Raw genomic sequence first — 19,864 nt, forward strand, 5'->3', positions numbered from 1 at the left:
CCGGCTCTATGCCGTCAGCAGGAAATCGACATCCGAGCGCTGGAGGCCCTTCTCAGGATCGACGCGAATGATCATGCCGCCGGGAGATTCGGGCAGGGCGGAGAGGTCGACGAGCGGGCTGTCGATCCAGATCCACGGTGCGTCCTTGGAATATCTGACGATCGTGTTCAACTTGTCGAACTGCACGGGGAGGTAGGGCCAGGGCTCGTGGGGCAGGCCCAACACATTCTCGAAGGCATAGTGGGCGTTGGGGCCCCACTCGGATGCCCACACGATGTTGTAGTGCTCGCCGAGCTCCCGGATGAGTTCGGCGACGCCATCGGGGATGACGAGCTCGCGTGCCCATTTGCCTCGTGCAGAGATGCGCCGAAGCGTTCCCTGGGCGTGCGGATCCTCGACGGCGATCACATCGTTGACTCCGATCGCGATGATCGGCCGCTCCGGGTGGGCGGGGGGTAGCGGCTCGTATTTAGGCACGGACCGACTCCGGTGCGGATTCAAAGAAGTTGCCGCCCTCGATCTGGACGACGGCGAGCTTCTCATCGCGGATGATTCCGGCGGGGTCCGTTCCGGCAGCAACAGCCCGAACCTGCTTGGCCATCATCCGGCGCAGCATCGCGATGCCCTGGTCGGTCGTGGTCATGTGGTCTTCGCTGTGCAGGGAGATGTCCCCCTGGCTCTTCTGTGCCTCGTAGTCACCGGGCATGCTCTGGTGCTCATCCGCGGTGAGTTCCGCCCACGGCTTTCCATCGTGTGTCGCACGGAGTTTGCGCAGGAAGTCGGGATCGGTGTCCCGCGCGAGTGTGAGGATGCGGAAGGAGGTGTCATCGGCCGGTACTACCCAGCCGATCATGTTCGTTGTGCCACCGCTGAGCTTGGGCGATGCCACGACACGCACATTTGGGAACATCACTTCGGTCACGCGACGGAGGCGGCCTCGCTCACCGAGGTCACGCATCTGCACCGAGCGCACACCGGTGGGGGTGTAGCTGAACTCGACCTCGGGGATGAGGGCCATCTCGGGCGTGAACTGTTCGCCGCTGAACCGTGCGTGCAGGATCGGAACATGGAACGGGTCCATGACGTTCTCCCAGTGCTGCAACCAGTTGAAGTCGAGCTCAATAGGACCGCCTCCGCCCACCCCGGCGTCGTTCGTGATGATGATCTCGCCCTCGGCGAGATTCTCGAAGACGTCATAGCGCGGCAGAACCGGCTTTTTGTCGGGCGGGCCAAGATAAGCCCAGACCATGCCATAGAGCTCCTCGACGGGGTACCAGGGTTGACGCATGCGGTCGCGGTGCACGCCCATCTCGGGTTCGCAGGGTTGTTCGATGCACTGGCCGTCGGGGGTGAACACCCACCCGTGGTAGCAGCAGCGGATGCCCTCGTCTTCGACCCCGCCGTAGAAGAGGGAGGCGCCGCGATGGATGCAACGGGGGTGCAAGAGGCCGGCGACCCCCTTGCGCGTGCGGAAGAGCACGAGGTCCTCTCCGAGCACCTTGATGCTCGTCGGCCTCGTCGTCACCTTCTCGCTCAGTGCGATCGGGTGCCAGTAGCGGCGAAGCACTTCGCCGAAGGGGGTCCCCGCGCCGACCAGGGCGAGTTCCTCCAGTGGGCGGCCCATGGTCATGCCATATGCGGTGCCAGTATCCATCAAGTTTCTCCTTCTCTCGGCGTTGAGTGGGTGGTCACAAATCAAGTTCGAGGTTGTCTGACAGTGCTCTCGAGACGCAGGTCATCATGGTGTCGTTGGCGTCACGCTCATCGGCAGTGAGTATCGAGTCACGGTGATCGACGATGCCGGCGAGCACGGCCACTTCGCATGTGCCGCATACGCCCTCCAGGCACGAGGACGTGACGGGCAGCCCCGCCGATTCGAGCGCGGTGAGTACCGAGACTTCTGGTTCCACCACAATTTCTCGGCCGGATCGCGCGCACGTGACGGTGAAGGCTCCGGAACGTATGGGGGCCGAGAGCTCCTGAGCGGCAAAACGTTCCCGGTGGGCGGAGATCTCGCGCGCCGCGCACAGCTCGTCGAACTCATCGAGCATCCGCTCGGGGCCACAGCAATACAGGGCGTAACCGGCGGGAGCCTGATCGATAATCTCGGCAAGGGAGAGACGCTGGCCACGGTTGGCGGCGTAGATGTGCACGCGGTCGCCGAACTGCTCAAGGTCGCGGCGGAGCGGAACATGCTCTGGACCGCGTGTGGCGAGGTCGAGCCTCCAGTCGGCTCCGCGTTGCTGGAGTGTTCGCGCAAAGGTCAGTAGGGGAGTGACGCCGATTCCGCCGCCGATGAGCACATAACCCGGCGCATCGATCAAAGAGAAATTGTTCCGGGGCGCGCTCGCCCGCACGATGGCACCCGGACGGAGTTCGGTGTGGACGTGGCGGGAGGCGCCGCGACTCCCCGTCGAGTGGGCAACGGTCAGGCGCCAGCTACTGGAGTCCGCGGGGTCACCGGTTAACGAATACTGGCGCTGCATGTCATTTTCGAACGTGATGTCGATGTGTGCACCTGGGTCCCACTGCGGGAGGTCAGAGCCGTCAAGGCTGCGGAGGTGCACAGAGAGCACCTCGGGCGACTCCCAGATCAGCGCTGTGACACGGAGTTGCAGATCAGACGTCGCGGACTCGACGGAGTCGTCAGTTGTGGCCGTCGGTGCGAGAGACATCATCATCCCTATTCATTCTCGATGGAGTCGAAGCGAGTGGACCTTGGAACCCAAGGCACACGTCCGATAGTAGGACAGATTAGTTCGCATTGCGACCACAAATTCGACCTCAACGTTGCACTATCGAAAGGGTGACCCTATATTTATCGTTACCTAACGTCCTATAAAAGGACACAATCGCTTTCCTGGTTTCGCCAGGTGCGGGTTCAAGTTGATCGATGAAAGTGGGGGAAGGCCGATGGCGCACCTGTCCTGGACGGTGAAGGAATCGCTCCTCAGCTATGTCGTCGATCGAGCGGGCGGCGTCGTTGACGTCGAGACTCCGGCGAAACGATCCGCCGATGGATCCTTCTGGTTTCCTGCCGTAGGAAGAGAATTTGCGGATGCCGGTACTGGCTCAGTGACGAAATTTGCCGGTGGAGTGCGGCTCCGCGGGCACGGCGGCATGCTCGATCTTCCCCTGCGGGATCCATGGATCGAGCAAACGGCCATCGGATTCGTGCTCACGATCGTGGACCCCGACGATGTCAACGCGCGACTGCCTTTCGTGACGATGGAGGAGTTCGTCCTTCGCGGAAACTCTCGTTTCGGCGTCGCCACGAGCATGACGGCAGACGGGGCCGATCTGATCTTCGGTCCCTACGAAGCGGGCACGCCGTTCGACGATCCCGTGCTGCACGACGTGTCGGAATAGAACACCCAGAACGAGCATGCAATCAATAAGGAGTGGGAAATGAGCATTAATTGGCAATCCAACCGCACCCCGGTTCCGCCGCACCCCTACGCGCACTGGGTCGCCAACGATGACTGGATCATCGTGTCGGGCTCAGTTGGTTTCGCGCCGGACTTCACGATTCCTGACGACTTCGCCGAGCAGGTGAGCTACGCGATCGCGAACATCGAGTTCTCTCTGAATCAGGCAGGAGCAACGCTCTCCGACGTTGTGCTTCTCAAGCCGTACGTGACCGACATTGCCAATGCGGCTGTGCTTGACGAGGTGCTCAATCGCATCCTTCCTAGCCCTCGCCCTGCCGGCGGCGCCCTTGTTGCCGTGAATGCGCTCGCGCACCCCGCTTTCAAGGTTGAGTTCGAGGCATGGGCCCAGCGTGGTGCGACGTGGACCGAATGGACCCCCGGCAATTAACAACGGTCTGAAAGGACTATCACTATGAGCAATTCCGTACTCGAAGTCGAGATCTCGCGCGACATCACCTATCGGACCATTGACGGGCTGTCGCTGCAGGCGGATGTCTATCGGCCGCTCGGCCGCGACCCGATCGCTTCAGTGCTTTATCTGCATGGCGGTGGCTGGGTGGAAGGCGGCCGCATTGACTATGAGCAGACGCGTGCGATCAAGCTCGCCGAACGCGGTTTCCTTGTCGCTTCAGTGCAGTATCGATTCGCGCAGGATGCGCCGTTCCCGGCGCAGCTCGATGACATTCGAGCAGCTGTTGCCTGGCTGAGGGGCAAGCGTGCCGAGTTCGGCGTGGTCAGCGAAAAGGTAGGGGCCTGGGGGTCATCCGCGGGAGGGCATCTCGCCGCACTTCTGGCCCTTGGAAACCCGGGAACGGGTGAGCGCCCAGATGTTGACGCGGCCGTCACTTGGTTCGCCCCCCTGGATGTCGGGTTCATGACGGGCGGAACTGAGATGGAGCAGGAGATGTTTGGGCCGAACCCCGTCAACCTGCTCGTCGGCGGAGAATTTGATCTGGCAGACCCGTCGCATCAGGCACTCGACCCGCTGGCATTGGTGTCGGCGGCAGCGGCCCCCATGCTCTTGGTGACGGGTGATCGAGACCGAGTGATCGATGCGTCCGTCAGCGAAAGGATGTTCCGGGCGCTCTCCCGTGCACGGGCGCAGGTCCAGCTCTACGTTGTAGCGGGTGCGGGGCACGAGGACGCGGCCTTAGAAACGGCGGCATCGCTCGGACTCGTCGCCGGCTTCTTTGAGGCTGAGCTGGGCACAAACGCACCCCTCACCCGATAATCGGGTTCAAGTATCCGAATGTTGACAGCACTTTCAGTGCTGTGCCAGCATGTCACAGAGCCAATGAAGGACACAGGTGACCCATGTCAGTACGAGAGACCTACCAACACGACGAAGTGTCGTTTGAAGATCTTGAGAATGATCCTTATCCGACCTACAAGCGTTGGAGACGTGAACGGCCGATTGGGTATCTACCCGACATGCAAAGTTGGATGGTCACCGGCTGGGAAGATTGCGAGACGATCGGCGCCGCCGGCGACAGCGTCGACGGCTTCAGCGAGGGCGCGATTCGCTACTTCGGTCACAACATCCTCAACATCGACGGCGCGCCGCACAAGCAATTGCGCGCGTCGATCGATGCCTCGCTCAAGCCCAAGACGGTGCGTCAATACATTGAGCGCCTCGCTCGCCCCATTGCCAAGGAATACGTTTCGCGCATTCGTGAGCGGGGCTCCGTGGATGCGACCACAGGTCTCCTGGAGCTCGTCTCGGTTCGTGTTGTTGCCAATGTTCTTGGCCTTGCCGAGCAGCCCGATGAGACCCTGCAGCGCTGGTTCATTGACCTGAATGCGGGCCTCAATAACTTCATGCAGGACCCGGACGTGCTCGTTCGGGCAGAGACGGCCAAGGCAGAGTCGGCTGACTTCTCGCGGGAGCGGCTCGCAGAGCTTTTGAAGACGCCTGACGAGACCACATTTGCGCACATGCTGCTCTCCAATACGCCGGACGGTCAGCCGCGGTCGTTTGAGGACCTCATCGGCACCATCTGGGTCATGATCCTCGGCGGATTCCAAGAGCCAGGGCACGCCGCAGCCGCTTCGCTCCTCGGCGTTCTCGAGGACCGCGAGCAGTACGCAGCGGTTCGGGGGGACCTCTCACTGATTCCCGCAGCCATCCACGAGGGATTGCGATGGATTGCACCGTTCGGCTTCGCGCAGCGCCGCATTGTGAAAGACCTCGAGGTCGGTGGTGTCGTCATTCCCGCGGGCGACGAGGTCCAGCTCATCCTGGCCTCGGCGAACCGCGACGAGACGCGGTACGAGAATCCTGACAAGTTCGACCTGTTCCGCCCGCGCCTTCCCGTCGCGTCCTTCGGGTACGGCTCGCATTTCTGTGCCGGGCACTTCTTGTCGCGAGAGCTGGAGAAGGTCACGTTTGAGGAGATGTTCACCCAGCTGCCGAATCTCCGCCTCGACCCCCAGAGCGCTCCGGTCATCACGGGATTCGGCGTGCGTGGAGTCAAGCATCTGCCTGTCGTCTGGGACGACTGAGCAGTGCGATGCCGCCCGATCAAAGGCGGCGGGAAAACAGAACCCACCATTCGACAGCGACTGACAGTGTGACGCGGCGCGGCTCGACGTCATCTACCAGTGCAGGGAGTTAGACAGTATGCAAATCGACATTCTTTTCGGAACGGAATCCGGCAATAGCGAGATGGTCGCCGAGGATATCGCGTCGGCCATCGCAGAAGCCGGCGACGTCACGGTGCGGGATATGGCTGGGGTTGACCCAGCCGATCTTGTGCCAAGCACGTTTTACCTCGTGGTCTGTTCGACCTATGGCGACGGACAACTTCCGGAGGGAGCTGTGCCCTTCTTCCGAGCGCTCGGGCAGCAGACTCCCGACCTTTCGGGCGTGCGCTATGCGATGTACGGACTCGGCGACAGCGACTACGTCTACAGCTACAGCGAGGGCAGCGAGATTATTGACCGTGCCCTCACGCAGCGTGGAGCGGAGCGAGTCGGCGAGTACGGCCGTCACGATGCGGCTGAAGAAGAGGACCCGAGTGTGCTTGGTGTCGCATGGGCGCAAGGGGTGCTCGCGAACGCGCAAATCCTGCACGCCTGAGCAGTTCGCACCACCACCCAGCAGTCTGAACAATCGACGTCGATTGAAGAAAGAGAATCTCATGGCCATCACCACCGCATCGTTGCAGGCAGCGCCATCTGCCGACGTCCCCGTGCTTGCGGTCGGTCGAGGCGAGAGGATCGACGTGCATCCGGTCGTCGAGTACCTGCGCCCGTTCATCGTCGCTGCACAGGCGACGGCCGACGCTGAGAGGCGGATACCAGAGTCCCTCATCGCTGAGCTTGAGCGCGTCGGAGTCTTCAGGGCCTTCCTCCCGCGGGAGGTAGGCGGTCTGGAACTGCACCCGAGCGATGAGATGGAGCTGCTCTACGAGCTGGGTCGGATCGACGCGGCAACCGCGTGGGCGGCTTTGGGGCAAAACGGAGGCATGATGTTGCCGGCCCCGGATGTCATTGCGGAGCTCAAGGCGGCCGCGGGAGGCCGTTGGATCATCTCAGGAAGCCACTCCCGCGTCGGGCGCGCCGTCGTCGATGGTGACGGGTACCGCATCTACGGTCAGTGGCACTTCGCCAGCGGATCACCGTGGGCGACGCACCTGACGGCTTTCGTGCATGTGGAAGACGAGCACGGAGACAAGATCATTGATGAGGAGACGGGTGAAACGCTGCTGATCGATGTCGTGCTCCCGCGAGACGCGGTGACCCTGGTGAACGATTGGGACGGAATGGGTCTTCGTGGCACGGCCAGTGGGCGGTTCACGGTCGACGGAGCGTACGTGCATGCGAGTCACGGCGTTCGCATGGGCATTGCTGATGAGACGTACCAGGATCGCGCCCTCTACCGACACTTCTACCCGGCGATCGATGTGGCAGTGAACCTTGGTATTGCGCACGGAATCCTTGATGCCTGCATGCCGCATGTCGATGAGAGCAGCGAGTATTCCCGCGTGCAGATCGCCGAGGCGATGGCAAAGATCCGCGCTGCCAGGAGCTGGGCCATCGAGACGACAGAGGCGCTGTATGACAATGCCTTCCTCGGTGAGACGCCCACAACGTATCAGCTCACGGTTGACATGTGGCTCGCCGGAATCCACGCGGGCCGGGCTGCGAAGGATGCCGCAACCGCTGCGTTCGAGGCAGCGCACACCAAATCCGTCGTAGTCGGCAGGGGAATCGAGCGGCGGTACCGTGATCTGCTCACCGTCACGCAGCACGAGGGTTACTGGATGCGACAGTATTCCTACCTCGGTCAGTTCATCATCAGCGGTGGCAAGCGCCTCGAAGGTCACCCTCTGCTGCTGCCGCCCTCGTTCTACGGCATCGACCCCGGAGCCTGAGTGGCGTGAGGTCGCTCGCCTGTTTCGGTAGCGTCGCGGAATCGAAGGAACAAAGCAACGAGCTGCTCGGTGACGAAGTCACCATGCAGCTCGTTGCTTGCGCTCGCGGGCTCAGCTCAGGGGTGGCGGTACAGCGATGACGGGGCCGTTCGGGTTGTCCTTTGTCATGAGGTAGTCCCCCCGCATCGAGAGATTGCGATAGGCGTTTCCCGCATGGTGTGACGCTGTATAGACATCGCGCAAGCACCGTTCGATTCCCACATCGACACGAATCGCCGCGGTGCCGGCGATCTCGAAGATGGTGTTCACTGCGTCCTTAGCGACACGGACCGCGTAGCTGTTGGCGGCCAGCTCCTCGGCCAAAGCGATCATGTAGTCGTCGGACTGGGCATCCGAAGCCGGATCGTTGAATGAAGCGGCGATCACCAAATTCTCATCACCTGCCTCGGCTTGGCTGGTGATCAGAGCGCCACGCCAGAGCAGGTCGCGCGCAGCGCGAATCGTGGTTTCGGCATCGGCGAGACGGATGCGGCGCAACTCGTCAATCGACGGATCGGCTTTTCGCCCTGGCTTTTCGCCGCGAGCGAGGTATCGATCGATCGCTCCATGCGCACAGCCCAGAACCATCGCGCCCATCTCGGCGGCGTTCGGGGTGGACAGGAAGGGACGGTCGGCGTATTCCTCGGGCGGTACGCCGTCAGTCGTCATGCGCTCGGGCACGAACACGTCGTGCACCTCGAACCCACCGCTGCCTGACCCCCGGAGACCCAGCACATCCCAGTTGTCGAAATACTCAACCTCGTCGAAGCGCACGACGGCGTCGATGCGACGTTGCGCCCCGGTCTCCAGGTCAATCTCCGGCTCGCCGTCTTCGCTGAACACGTCCACCCAGACCGTCACGTGCGTTGACCAGGGCAGACCAGAGGCGAACGGGAAGCTGCCGCTGACACGATAGCCGCCCGACACTCGATCGGCCCGGCCGACCGCAGAGTGGCTGCTGGCAAACAGAAGTCGGCCCTCGGCTTGCTCGATCAGCTCGAGCATCACGGGGGAAGGAAGAAGGGGGAGACTGCCCTTTTGGAAGATCGAGATCCAACTCACCGTCCCATTCAGGCGGGCCAGCTCGAAGATGAGGTCGAGGTAATCGGCGGGGTGGAGTTCGAGACCTCCGACTTCGCGGGGTGCGACTGTGGAGAACACTCCCGCCTCCCACAGCGTGTCAACGAGTTCCCGAGGTAGACGTCGATCCCGGTCGATGCGGTCTCCCGCGTCAAGCACCTGCTGCCTGATGCTGTCGAGCGTTGGCGCTATATCGATGCGCTGACCGAGCGCTTGAGGCAATCGAACTACGCCGATCTCGAGAGCGGTTGACATGTGATGCTCCTTTGCATTCTGAACAGATACACGAATAACGGTTGATTGTGTCCGTTAAACAGAATTATAGTCTCAAATGCGCCCCGCCCCGGAGAAGGAGCTGAAGCGTGCACCCAGTTATCGGACGTTCGTTATCGACTATTGACATCGCAATCGCGCAATGTGAGACTACCGGCCGGCGGGGCCGTCATCGAACGACGCTCCGCACGGACTTGAGCGGATGCCACGAAGGAGTGCCCAATGCCCACCACTGTCAACGAATTTAATACAGTCGTCCCTGAGGATATTGCACGCGCAGTAATCGTCGACGGCTTTGCGGACACCGCCGACTTTCTCGCCGCCCTGGAGTGGCTCCGCGAGAATGCTCCGGTCGCTCGCGTTGAGCTCGACGGGTACGACCCCGTCTGGCTCGTCACCACCTACGACGAGATTCTGGAGGTCGAGCGCCAGCCCGAGGTGTTCAGCGCGGGAGGCGGTGATCGCCCTGGCACGCACAATCCTCACCTCATCACCCGTGCGGAGGACGACTTTTCCCTGGAGACCATGGGTACCTTGAGGGCGGTGGACTCGATCGAGTACGCCGACGGGGACGAGCACTCGTCGATGAAGTCCATGACCGGCTCATGGTTCCGCCCGGTCTCGCTTCGCGCTTTGGAGCCCGAGGTGCGGGAGGTGGCTGACGCCTCCATCTCGACATTCCTGCCCGGCACACAACTCGATGCCGCTGACGTCGCGGAGTTCTGCTTCTCCTATCCGCTCCACGTCATCATGCGCGTACTCGGTGAATCGTCGTCGTACGAATCGGTCTACCGCGCACTCGTACACATGCCCGACGAAACAGCGACGGCGGGCGGGCTCCCGGGCGACGGCGAGGCTGAGGCGGGCGAGGACTCCGATTACTGGGCCGAGGTCTTCGGGAACGCCTTCGCGGCGTTCGACCGCATCATCCAGGAGCGTCGGGATGCGCCGAAGAATGACTTCGCCACGGTGATCGCATCCGCAATTGATCCCCACACGGGGGAGCGCTTTCCGGATTCCTGGATCCACGGCTGGTACATCTCGTTGATCACGGCGGGCCACGCCACGACCTCGCGCACGCTCGCGGGGATCCTCCTCGCTCTTGCGACCCGGCCGGAGCAACTCGCGCTCGTTCAGCGCGACCCCACGTGTATTCCCGGGCTTGTCAGCGAAGGCTTGCGCTGGGTCTCGCCGATCCGGCATTTCACGAGGCGGATCGAACAGGAGTACGTGCTGCGCGGTCAGTTGCTCCCGGCCGGCGAACGGGTCGTCGTCTATTTTCCCTCGGGCAATCGAGACCCCGCAGTCTTCACCGATCCCGACACCTTTGATCTGCTTCGCAGCCCGAACAAACAGATCGCCTTCGGATATGGCATGCACCAGTGCATCGGCCAACACCTGGCTCGACTGGAACTTCGTGTCGTCTTGGAGGAGCTTCTCCCCCTGATTGAGTCGATCAGTCTGGACGAGACGGGCGGCGTCGAGATCCGGCTGACGGAGCGCTGAATCGTCAACGCCGCGACAGTGCGAACGCGGTCATGCCGGTGGCATCAACGCACTCAGTCGTGCAGCAAGCTCACGCGCGCCTGCAAGAAGAGCCTCGAAGTCTGCCCGGCTCAAGCCGCGTTCGCACGCCACGACCAGTTCCATATCGGCGGTGCCATCACGGTTGAAGACCGGCAACTGGATCGAGCTGACCTCTTCATGCCAAGCGGGTGAATGCTCGAGGTTCCCGAGTTCCCGGTCGATTTCCGACCAGAGGGTGGCGAGTGTCGCCCTATCCAGGGGGTTGGCGGTCAGTTGCGCATTGAAGCTGGTAGCGACCGCGTTGCCCAACGAGACCGCGTATCCGCGATTGCGCACGCGGGTGAGCATCTCCGCCAGGCGTGGCCTGTCGACCTTGCCGAGCAAATGCCGGGCGCCCTCGATCCACACCTTCTGTACCGAGGGTGCGGCCCAGGCTGCCAGCACGGGTGCGACCGGTGCTGCGAAGGCGAATGAGCGACCATCCCTGGTTGACGCGTCTTCGTGATCAGTGAAATCGCACACCGCGAGCATGACGACAGCGTCACCCGACGCTGTGGCCAGCGCACAGCCGATGCGCTCCTGCGCAGCGAATGCCTCGAGAGATTGCCGCATCCCGTCGGCGAGGCGCTGACGGATGCCGAGTTCGCGGTAGTCGAAGCGAAGCGAGTGAACTTGGAAGGAGCCGTAGCCGCCCTTGAGAAAGAGCAACGGCAGTCCACCACGGCCATCTCCGACACCGAACTCCTCGACGTCGCCGATGACCATTGTGTGATCGCCGGCGGCGACCACGTTGTTGATGTCGGCACTGAACCACGCCACCGCGTCAACGAGTCGCGGAATGCCGCTGGCGGTGAGCTGCCATTCACCATGCTCGAAACGATCCTGCTGCTTGGTAGCGAAAACCCGGCATAGCTCTTCGTGCCCTGCACTCAGGACGCTCGCGACGAACCGCCCACCGGCCATGACGTGGCCGAAGGTCTCGGATGTCGACGTGGCGAGGTATCCGACCATCGGGGGTTGCTGTGAAACTGCGGAGAAGGTGCCGACAACCATCCCGACCGGTTGCCCTTCGGCGTCGAGCGCGGTGATGAGCGTCACACCCGTCGGATATTCACCCAGCGCGGTACGCCACCATTCCTCGGTGGACCAACTTTTCGCGACGGGAGCCGCGCCCGTGGGTGATTCGGAGGTAGTCGGTGCTGCACTCATGGAAGGCCCCTTTGCTCGGTCCTGTTCAGGTTATCGACAAGCAGAGTCCGAAATCACCATTTGCTCGCAACTTCCAGGCGGGAGCGGAGGTCGCGGGGTTTCCGCTGTCCGAACGCTGTGTGCGCACGCATCCGCCTCATGACCCGTGGACTCTCCCGACAATTCAGCGCCACGGCAGCTAGGATTAGGCGAAGAAGCGACTCGGTAATCGATGCGCGCGCTCCGTCATGCGGGGCGATCTTGAATGGTTGGGGTCACAGTGGAGACTGCACAGACGGCTGATTATGCCCTCAGGGTGCTCCTGGAGCTGGAAGCGCACGACGGACAGACCATGTCGGAGCTTGCCGACAAGATCGATGTCGGTCGGAGCGTGGTTCATCGGATTATTGCAACGCTGCGAGTTCACGCCGCAGTGACGCGTGATCCGCGAGGACGATACTGGCTGGGTCCAATGCTGGTGCTGCTCGCGCGAGGCCTCCAGCACGAGCTGGCCACCGTCGGGGACGGAGCCCTGGCTGAACTTGCAGAGTTGTGCCAGGAGACGGCTATCATTTCCGTCCCGGAAGGTGACCAGAGCGTTGTGGTCGCGTGTGCACTGGGGCACACCGGGGCACTCCGTGTCGAGCACGAAGTCGGTTTCCGCCAGCCACTCAGCCGTGGAGCGTCGAGCCTGGCCATCCTCGCTTATCAGCGCCACCCCGCCATCAGCCGGCTGCTACAGCCCGAGGATCTCGGCGTTCTCGAGGAGATCCGGGCTCAGGGCTATGCGCAGACCACTGGCCAGATACGGTCGCATATGGTCGCACTGGCCGCCCCGATCCTCGATGAAGATGGGTGGGCCATCGGCTCAGTCGCACTGATCGCCCCCGAGACGAGGGCCGAGCTGCTCGAATCTTCCAAGGCGTCGCTCTTGTCGACAGCGCGCGTCATCGCCGACGGGTACGCGCAGCGCAAGAACGCACAACCCGAAGGGCGCTCCTCCAAATGACTGAGATCTCGAAGACTGCAAACAAGGCCCTCGCGCTGTTGACCGAGCTGGCCGCATCCGGCCCGTCGACGCCGCAGGAGATTGCGCGGCGCCTAGATATCAACCGCACCGTCACCCAGCGGTTGTTGATGACGTTGTATGCACGCGATTTCGTGCGCCGCGAAGGTGGCAGTTACACCATCTCCCCGAGGATGAGGCGCATGGCCGACGCGGTGCTGCCGCAGTTGCGACCCTTGGTTGGACGCCTTGATGCAGAGCTCGCCGAGGCGACGGGGGAGACCGTCGTCTTCAAGGTTGTGGACGGCGACACGGTAATCGTGCTGGACGAAGCTGTGCCGTCCGCAGTCTTCGACGTACGGGCCCGCCATGAAGTCGGCACGCGCAGCGACATCACACAGAGCGCCTCAGGTCTCGCGATCCTTTCGGCCATGGATGATGACGAGTTGAAGCGCACCCTGCGAGGCACCGGCGAAGACTTGGGCGTTGTGGGAGAGCGTATTGCCGAGGCGCGACGCGCTGGCTACGCAGTCACGTCCGGAGAGCTGCAGGAGGGCGTCACTGGTATTGCCGCCCCGGTGAGCGGCCCGGACGGGGTTGTCGGCAGTGTCGCGGTTCTGATCCCCACGATGCGCGCGAACAATCTGACGGAATTGCATCGATTGTTGATGAACACAGTGACGCAGATGGAGTACGAGCTCCGTCAGCCGTCGCTGACTGGTGGTGCCGACCAACTTCTCTCCGCCTCGAGCAGCGGCGCGGCGTAGCCGCTCGTTAATTGAGGTATGGGGCGGGGGACACGCGTCCCCGCCCCACACGTAACCAACTAGTAGCGCATCACCGAACGGCGCGAACGCGGGCCAATGTCCTCGTTTCCGATCATGTCAGACCGCGTCCATCCGCTCAGGTCGTGTTCGTCCATGGCTGACCGTGCGAGATCGCGTGCAATTTCGAGGCTCCCATCCTGCTCCGCGAAATCAAGTGCCCCCAGGCGGAGGAATTCAGGCTGGCCGAAATAGTTCAGTTCGTAGAGCTCGTGCCGCGACGCGAACTCGCTGCCGACCGCGTCCCATAGCAGTTTCATCGTCCGCGACCGGTCAAGCGCGGTATTGCCATTGGAGCCGCGCAGGAATCGATCCAGCAGGCGTCTCATCTCCGGATTCTCAAAGTCGAGTGCGGAGGAGTTGAGGTAGATCAATCCGGACGAGACGCAGGTGTGAATGATCTGCCGAGCCCTGCTGAAGAATCCGGGGGCGAGGGTTGCATAGGCTGCGCCATAGTTGAAATCGGGGTCGAGCGTTCCACCCCATGCAGGGTGGGCATTCTCGATCATCCCGTCGCGCATCGCATTCACCGCGCTGCGCATGGAAATGATCTCGCCGAGGCCCGCGCGGGCACCATGCCGCTTTCCTGCCCCCGTGATGTCCAGCGCGAGGCTCAGGGCTCCTGCCAGAAATTCGAGCTTCACCCCCATGCGCGTTGCAGCCTGGAAGATTGCCCGCGAGGGCCAACCTGAGTTCATCTCGAATTTGTTCATCCCCTCCACCCCATAGGCGATGAAGTTCTCCCACGGAATGAAAGCGTTGTCGAAGATCAGGATCGCGTCGTTCTCGTCGAGACGACTGGAAAGCGGTGAATCGAACGGAGTGGAGGTCCTGGCCGCATTCTCCTCATAGGACGATCGGGCGAAGAGCTTGACGCCGGGGGTGTCCAGCGGGGCGAAGAACGTCAGGGCGAACGCATCGTCCGTGATGGGCGTGCCCGAATGAGAGACATAGACATACTGCGTGGTGGGGGCGCCTGTGGCGACGACTTTGGCGCCCGAGAGAATGACGCCGCCGTCAACCTCGCGTTCGACGTGGAGGAACACATCGCGCACCTGATCCGCCGCTTTGTCACGGTCGACGGGCGGGTGCACGACCGCGTGGCCCAGGTGGGTCACCTGCTCTTGCGTGAGCGTGTACCAGCGCCGGGCATTGTCAGCGAATTGACCGAAGAATTCAGGGTCAGCGCCGAGCGAGGTGAGGAGCGAAGCCTTGTAATCAGGGCTGCGTCCCATCCATCCGAAGCCCATCCGCTGCCAGGCCTCGATCGCCCCGCGCGCGGCCCGAAGGTCATCACGGGACCGAGCGGCCTTGAAGAAGGGGTGTGTGACACCGCCGCTGCCCGTGTCGGTCGGTGCAGTGAGTATTGGCGCAGTCTTCGGGTCGTGAAGGGCATCGAAGAGCGCGGCGAGCGAGCGGGAAGCGTTGCGGAATGCCGGGTGCGTCGTGACGTCATCGACCCTTTCCCCGTGGATCCATACTTCGCGGCCATCGCGCAGACTCTGCAGAAATTCGTCCCCTGTCTGCGGGGCGCTTCGATGCTGTGGCTCTGACATAGGTGGTAACTCCTCTTTGAGATAACTTGTACATATGTACAACATGTGGAACTGAGCGTAGAGTGAATTCGATTTACATGCAAGGACTCGAGCAGAGGAGCTCACGATCACTGCCCATCCACACAAGCGCGACAGAATCGACCGACGTCAGCTGATTGTCGACGCAGCGATTCGAGTGATTGCCCGTGACGGAATCAGTGGCCTGACCCATCGATCCGCCGCAAGCGAGGCTGGAGTCCCGTTGGGACTGACCACCTATTACTTCTCCGACAAAGGAGAACTGGCGCGGAGCTCTCTCGAGTACGCGCGAGGGCAGTACCTTGCCCGAGATGCGGCACGCATTGCCGAGCTCGTCGACGAGTTCGGCATTGTGACGGGGCTCGCCCACTATGTAGCGGAACTCACGGGGAGTGGCCGCGGTCGGCTCATTCAGGAGTACAGGGTCTATCTCTCCGCGCTCTACGTTCCCGCGCTGCGCGACGCCGTGACCTGGCCTGAGGACCGGGTATTCGACGGGCGAACTGACCCGCGCAGCGCGGCAGCGTTCCACGTCATCATCGAAGGAGTTCTCTTGCGCGCGGTGATGCTCGACATAGCTGTAAGCGTCGAAGAAGTCGAGGCGCTCTTGCGGCCACATTGCTCCGACGACTCGTCTCGTGGATGAGCGCCGATAGCCGAATCGATCTTCCGGGACTCAATACGTCGCGCATTAGCGCCGCCTAATCGGACCGGGAATGTAGTGAGGGGACTCGACCCTCTATTCGACGAGGCATGCTCCCGATCGAAGTGCCCCAGGCAATCGATCGTGCGCGACCGAGAAGGTCACCCCGATATTCGGTTTCGCAAAGCAATTCCGGTCGTACTCGCGTCGGACGCTTCATTGCGCGTGTAACTGCTTGTCGAGGTGGTGGCTGCGGGAACTGGGCGGCGGGTGGGTTGCTTTCGTGCGCCACTCGGTGATTCGGCGCCCTATTCCCTCGTTCTTGTTTGACCCACTCCATCCGAGTGCGTATATTTAGCGTAAAGCTGAGTCCGATTATCGAAAACGTAATGTCGGAATATATGATTGGCACAGAAACTTGCCGAGTGCCACAGTGGTCACTCGCGGACGGAGGCGTAATGGGTGCGAAAGTTGCCCGACTGGGGCATGTGGGAATCGCGGTCGCGGATCTCGATCGCTCGGTGGAGTTCTACACCGGCATTCTGGGCATGAAACTGACGGAAATCTTCCGGTACGGCGACAGCGAAGTCGGTCATGGAACCGCCGTTCTCGCCGGTGCGTTCGTGCGCGGTGACAAAGACACGATCCATCACCGGATGTCGATTTTCACGTTGCGCAATCCCGTTGCGCCTGCGCCAGGGGCGCAGACGCTCGGGCTGCACCACATCGCCTTCGAGTTCGATACGCGCGCCGACCTGCTGGAGCTCTACCACCTGTTCAAAAGCGAGGGAATTCCGATCGTCAATGCGCGGATCGGGGGCCCGGGCAATCACGCGCGCTTCTATGGCCTTGATCCGGATGGAAACATCCTTGAGTTCTACTCGCTGATCGACCAGATCGGCTGGGACGAGAAGGTACATGTTTATCCGCAGATCCAGGAGATCGAGCTCGACGACTTTGACTTCGATGAGTACGAGCGACTTCGTCTCACCCTGGACGATACGTCGTGGGGAAACCTCGACGCGGAACAGCTGCGGCTGTCTACCAAGACGAACAACTGACAAAGGAAGCTGCACAATGACGAAGATCGCACGATTCCGCCACCTGGGCTCTGACCGGCTGGGCGTGGTGAAGGATGACCACTACATCGACCTGACAAGGGCATACGTTGCGTCGAGATCTGCTGCCGGCGATGTGCGCGCTAGCGCCCTCGTGGAGGCCGTGTTGCCGGCCGACGCCTTGGCATACTTTCAGGGCGGCCGTGAGAGCTACCTCGCGTTGCAGGAGGCGGTTGCCTACGCGCAGGGACTCGACCCCAACGTGGCCATCGCGGCGGGAATCCTGGTTCCGCGCTCCGGGACGAAGACCCTTGTTCCGATTCCGAATCCGCCCAAGATCGTGTGCGTGGCGCGCAACTACGGCAAGCACGCGGCCGAGGCCGGTCTCGAAGTGTCCGAGATCCCGATTCTCTTTCCCCGGTTCGCGGTGACTCAGATCGCCGACGGCGACTCGATCATCGTTCCGACGGTGTCAGACCAGGTTGACTGGGAGGGCGAGCTTGCCGTTGTCATTGGCAAGGGCGGCCGCCACATCTCGAAGGCGGATGCCTTTGAACACGTCGCCGGATACACCGTCTTCAACGATGTTTCTGTGCGCGACTATCAATTCCGGGTCAACCAGTACACCGGTGGCAAGAACTTTCACGCCTCAGGCCCGGTTGGGCCTCACATTGTGCTGGCCGACGAGGGGATCGACCCGCACGCGCTGCGAATTACTACGTCGATCAATGGCGTTGTGAAGCAGGACGCGAACACTGATGAGTTCATCTTCGATATCCCGACGATCATTGAGCACATCTCCGAGTTCATTGAACTTGAGCCGGGCGACATCATTCCGACCGGAACGCCGGCCGGTGTTGGATTCAAGCGGAATCCGCCCGAGTTCTTGAAGCACGGTGACATCATCGATGTCACCGTCGAGGGCATCGGCACGCTGAGCAACCCCGTCCGCAACGAGATCCGCTAAGGAGCAGCACATGACAAGCTCGAATTTTGAACGTGGTCTTGAGATCCGCAAGTCCGTTGTCGGCGAGGAGTACGTCGAGCGTTCGTTCGCCAACGCGGGCGAGTTCGGCCGCGAGTTTCAGGAACTCGTCACAGAGTTTTGCTGGGGCGCGTCCTGGGGTCGCGATGCACTCAGCCGTCGCGACCGCAGCCTCCTCAACCTCGCCATCATCGGTACGCTGGGGCGGACCGCTGAGTTCCGCCTCCACATGCGAGGTGCGCTGCGCAACGGCGTCACCGTCGACGAGATTAAGGACACGCTTATCCACCTCTCTGTTTACTCCGGGATCCCGGCAGGAGTTGAAGCCTTCCGCATAGCCGGCGAGGTCATCGCCGAGCACGAAGCCGAACAGGGCGCCTCGCAATGACGACAGCGACTCAGCCGAGCGTCTCGTTTCCGCCGCAGGCGCTTCTCATCGATGGCGAGTGGCGCGCAGCGTCAACGGGGGCTGTCTATAGCGTGTACGCCCCGGCGACCGGAGATCTGCTTGCCGAGCTGCCGTTGGGTACCCCGGATGACGTGGACGCAGCGGTCGCTGCCGCCCGCTTCCAGTTCGAAACGGGGGAGTGGTCTCGCCTGAGCGGTGCTGAGCGCGGCAAGATTCTGTGGCGACTTGCCGACCTCATCGAGTCGGATCTCGAGGGGCTCGCGCGACTGGAGGCGCTCGACGTCGGCCGGCCATTCGGAGAAGCCTTCTTCGGCGAGATCCCCCTCGCCGCCGAGACCTTCCGCCACTTCGCCGGCTGGGCAGACAAGGTCACCGGCTCAACCTATTCACTGCCGCCGTTCGGGGGCGACCGTTTGTCCTACACAATTCGGCAGCCCCTCGGGGTGGTTGGCGCGATCCTGCCCTGGAACGCGCCAACGATGATCGCGTCCTGGAAGATTGCCCCAGCTCTTGCTGCGGGCAACACGCTTGTGATCAAGCCCGCCGCCGAAGCTTCGCTCACAACACTGCGTTTGGCCGAGCTTGCGCTCGAGGCCGGGCTGCCCGCCGGCGTTCTGAACGTTGTTACCGGTTCTGGCGCCGTGGTGGGGGACGCAATGGTCGGTCACCCGGACATCGCGAAGATCACGTTCACCGGATCGACTGCCGTCGGCAAACGGATCGCCGCGCAGGCGGGCCCCGCGCTGAAGAAGGTCACGCTCGAGCTCGGCGGCAAGTCGCCGCAGATCGTTTGGCCGGATGCCGACCTCGACTCTGTTGTGCCCACTGCCGCCTTCTCCGTTTTCGCCAATCAGGGGCAAACCTGTGCCTCCGGGTCACGGATCTATGTGCATCGGAGCATCCTTGATGAGTTCCTGAGCCGGCTCAAGACTCACGCCGAATCGATCGTGGTTGGCGACCCTCTTGGCGACGGCACACAGATGGGCTCCTTGATCAGCCAGAAGCAGCTGGACAGTGTGCTCGGCTACATCGCGACGGCACGGGAGGAAGGCGCGACACTGCTAACGGGAGGTTCTCGGATCGGCGACACCGGCTACTTCGTGCAGCCGACAGTCTTCGTCGGCACCAACGATTTGACCATTGCGCGCGAGGAGATTTTCGGCCCGGTGGGCACCGTCGTTCCGTTCGATGACGACGATGAGGCCCTCTTGCTGGCGAACGGTTCGGATTTCGGGCTGACGGCGGTGCTCTGGACCAACGACTCAGCACGCATCAACAGGTTCACCCGCGAGCTTCAGGTTGGAGTGGTGTGGGTGAACGCTTGGGGGCCGCCTCACCCCGCACTGCCGTGGCTAGGTGTCAAGGCCAGCGGCGTCGGCGAAGAACTCGGGCTCGAGGGCCTGCTCGCCAATACCCGGGTCAAAACCGTCAATGTGATCTCAGCGTGAGAG

Annotated in this window: 20 protein-coding genes; 14 read left to right on the forward strand and 6 right to left on the reverse strand. The window is 62.3% G+C overall.

Annotation, left to right across the window (positions count from 1 at the left end; all coding sequences use genetic code 11):
- Positions 1 to 6: 6 nt before the first annotated feature.
- From ABD791_RS12790 to ABD791_RS12800, 3 genes are read right to left on the reverse strand one after another with little or no spacing between them, the layout of a single operon-like run.
- Positions 7 to 477, reverse strand: a complete 471-nt coding sequence (locus ABD791_RS12790) for a hypothetical protein (protein ID WP_345067200.1) — start codon at positions 475 to 477, stop codon at positions 7 to 9.
- Positions 470 to 1,654: a Rieske 2Fe-2S domain-containing protein gene (locus tag ABD791_RS12795; protein ID WP_345067203.1), complete on the reverse strand. Its 1,185-nt coding sequence runs from the start codon at positions 1,652 to 1,654 to the stop codon at positions 470 to 472. The genes ABD791_RS12790 and ABD791_RS12795 overlap by 8 nt, the downstream gene beginning before the upstream one ends.
- A gap of 34 nt (positions 1,655 to 1,688) precedes the next feature.
- On the reverse strand, positions 1,689 to 2,681 hold the full coding sequence (locus tag ABD791_RS12800; protein WP_345067206.1) for a PDR/VanB family oxidoreductase: 993 nt from the start codon (positions 2,679 to 2,681) through the stop codon (positions 1,689 to 1,691).
- A 232-nt stretch (positions 2,682 to 2,913) separates the two neighbouring features.
- On the opposite strand from ABD791_RS12800, the gene ABD791_RS12805 reads away from it, so the two are divergent.
- From ABD791_RS12805 to ABD791_RS12830, 6 genes are all read left to right on the forward strand, one after another.
- Positions 2,914 to 3,369, forward strand: coding sequence for an HtaA domain-containing protein (locus ABD791_RS12805; RefSeq protein ID WP_345067209.1), 456 nt, complete (start codon positions 2,914 to 2,916; stop codon positions 3,367 to 3,369).
- A 39-nt stretch (positions 3,370 to 3,408) separates the two neighbouring features.
- Complete coding sequence (locus ABD791_RS12810) at positions 3,409 to 3,819, forward strand: Rid family hydrolase (protein WP_345067212.1); 411 nt, start codon at positions 3,409 to 3,411, stop codon at positions 3,817 to 3,819.
- Between the two features lie 24 nt (positions 3,820 to 3,843).
- A complete protein-coding gene (locus ABD791_RS12815) occupies positions 3,844 to 4,662 on the forward strand; it encodes an alpha/beta hydrolase fold domain-containing protein (RefSeq protein ID WP_345067215.1) in 819 nt (272 codons plus the stop codon).
- Between the two features lie 200 nt (positions 4,663 to 4,862).
- On the forward strand, positions 4,863 to 5,933 hold the full coding sequence (locus ABD791_RS12820) for a cytochrome P450 (protein ID WP_345067217.1): 1,071 nt from the start codon (positions 4,863 to 4,865) through the stop codon (positions 5,931 to 5,933).
- A 118-nt stretch (positions 5,934 to 6,051) separates the two neighbouring features.
- Positions 6,052 to 6,510 (forward strand): flavodoxin domain-containing protein, encoded by a 459-nt coding sequence (locus ABD791_RS12825; protein ID WP_345067220.1) that lies wholly within the window; start codon positions 6,052 to 6,054, stop codon positions 6,508 to 6,510.
- 61 nt (positions 6,511 to 6,571) lie between these two features.
- Positions 6,572 to 7,807: an acyl-CoA dehydrogenase family protein gene (locus ABD791_RS12830; RefSeq protein WP_345067222.1), complete on the forward strand. Its 1,236-nt coding sequence runs from the start codon at positions 6,572 to 6,574 to the stop codon at positions 7,805 to 7,807.
- 111 nt (positions 7,808 to 7,918) lie between these two features.
- On the opposite strand, the gene ABD791_RS12835 is transcribed toward ABD791_RS12830, so the two are convergent.
- Positions 7,919 to 9,181 carry an acyl-CoA dehydrogenase family protein gene (locus tag ABD791_RS12835; RefSeq protein ID WP_345067225.1) on the reverse strand — a complete coding sequence of 421 codons (1,263 nt, stop codon included), beginning with the start codon at positions 9,179 to 9,181 and terminating at the stop codon, positions 7,919 to 7,921.
- Between the two features lie 240 nt (positions 9,182 to 9,421).
- Here ABD791_RS12835 and ABD791_RS12840 point away from each other — a divergent pair, with 240 nt between their 5' ends.
- The gene (locus ABD791_RS12840; protein ID WP_345067227.1) at positions 9,422 to 10,705 is read left to right on the forward strand and encodes a cytochrome P450; all 1,284 of its coding nucleotides are present in this window, start codon (positions 9,422 to 9,424) and stop codon (positions 10,703 to 10,705) included.
- A 30-nt stretch (positions 10,706 to 10,735) separates the two neighbouring features.
- Here ABD791_RS12840 and ABD791_RS12845 read toward each other — a convergent pair whose 3' ends face one another.
- Positions 10,736 to 11,935, reverse strand: coding sequence for a flavin reductase family protein (locus tag ABD791_RS12845; protein WP_345067229.1), 1,200 nt, complete (start codon positions 11,933 to 11,935; stop codon positions 10,736 to 10,738).
- Positions 11,936 to 12,230: 295 nt separating this feature from the next.
- On the opposite strand from ABD791_RS12845, the gene ABD791_RS12850 reads away from it, so the two are divergent.
- Positions 12,231 to 12,923 (forward strand): IclR family transcriptional regulator, encoded by a 693-nt coding sequence (locus ABD791_RS12850; protein WP_345067231.1) that lies wholly within the window; start codon positions 12,231 to 12,233, stop codon positions 12,921 to 12,923.
- The gene (locus ABD791_RS12855) at positions 12,920 to 13,687 is read left to right on the forward strand and encodes an IclR family transcriptional regulator (RefSeq protein ID WP_345067234.1); all 768 of its coding nucleotides are present in this window, start codon (positions 12,920 to 12,922) and stop codon (positions 13,685 to 13,687) included. The genes ABD791_RS12850 and ABD791_RS12855 overlap by 4 nt, the downstream gene beginning before the upstream one ends.
- A gap of 59 nt (positions 13,688 to 13,746) precedes the next feature.
- Here ABD791_RS12855 and ABD791_RS12860 read toward each other — a convergent pair whose 3' ends face one another.
- On the reverse strand, positions 13,747 to 15,411 hold the full coding sequence (locus ABD791_RS12860) for a 4-hydroxyphenylacetate 3-hydroxylase family protein (protein WP_345067236.1): 1,665 nt from the start codon (positions 15,409 to 15,411) through the stop codon (positions 13,747 to 13,749).
- A 43-nt stretch (positions 15,412 to 15,454) separates the two neighbouring features.
- Between ABD791_RS12860 and ABD791_RS12865 the strand changes: the two genes are divergently transcribed.
- The 5 genes from ABD791_RS12865 (at position 15,455) to ABD791_RS12885 (ending at position 19,861) form a co-directional block, all read left to right on the forward strand.
- On the forward strand, positions 15,455 to 15,964 hold the full coding sequence (locus tag ABD791_RS12865; protein WP_345067493.1) for a TetR/AcrR family transcriptional regulator: 510 nt from the start codon (positions 15,455 to 15,457) through the stop codon (positions 15,962 to 15,964).
- A 485-nt stretch (positions 15,965 to 16,449) separates the two neighbouring features.
- Positions 16,450 to 17,022: a VOC family protein gene (locus ABD791_RS12870; RefSeq protein WP_345067238.1), complete on the forward strand. Its 573-nt coding sequence runs from the start codon at positions 16,450 to 16,452 to the stop codon at positions 17,020 to 17,022.
- Between the two features lie 16 nt (positions 17,023 to 17,038).
- Positions 17,039 to 17,986, forward strand: coding sequence for a fumarylacetoacetate hydrolase family protein (locus ABD791_RS12875; protein WP_345067241.1), 948 nt, complete (start codon positions 17,039 to 17,041; stop codon positions 17,984 to 17,986).
- A 10-nt stretch (positions 17,987 to 17,996) separates the two neighbouring features.
- Entirely contained in the window at positions 17,997 to 18,392 is a 396-nt protein-coding gene (locus ABD791_RS12880) for a carboxymuconolactone decarboxylase family protein (RefSeq protein WP_345067243.1), read from the forward strand.
- Positions 18,389 to 19,861: an aldehyde dehydrogenase family protein gene (locus tag ABD791_RS12885; protein ID WP_345067246.1), complete on the forward strand. Its 1,473-nt coding sequence runs from the start codon at positions 18,389 to 18,391 to the stop codon at positions 19,859 to 19,861. The genes ABD791_RS12880 and ABD791_RS12885 overlap by 4 nt, the downstream gene beginning before the upstream one ends.
- The last annotated feature ends 3 nt before the right edge of the window (positions 19,862 to 19,864 follow it).

The sequence above is a fragment of the Glaciibacter kafniensis genome (genome assembly GCF_039538945.1).
Classification (GTDB): Bacteria; Actinomycetota; Actinomycetes; order Actinomycetales; family Microbacteriaceae; genus Cryobacterium; species Cryobacterium kafniensis.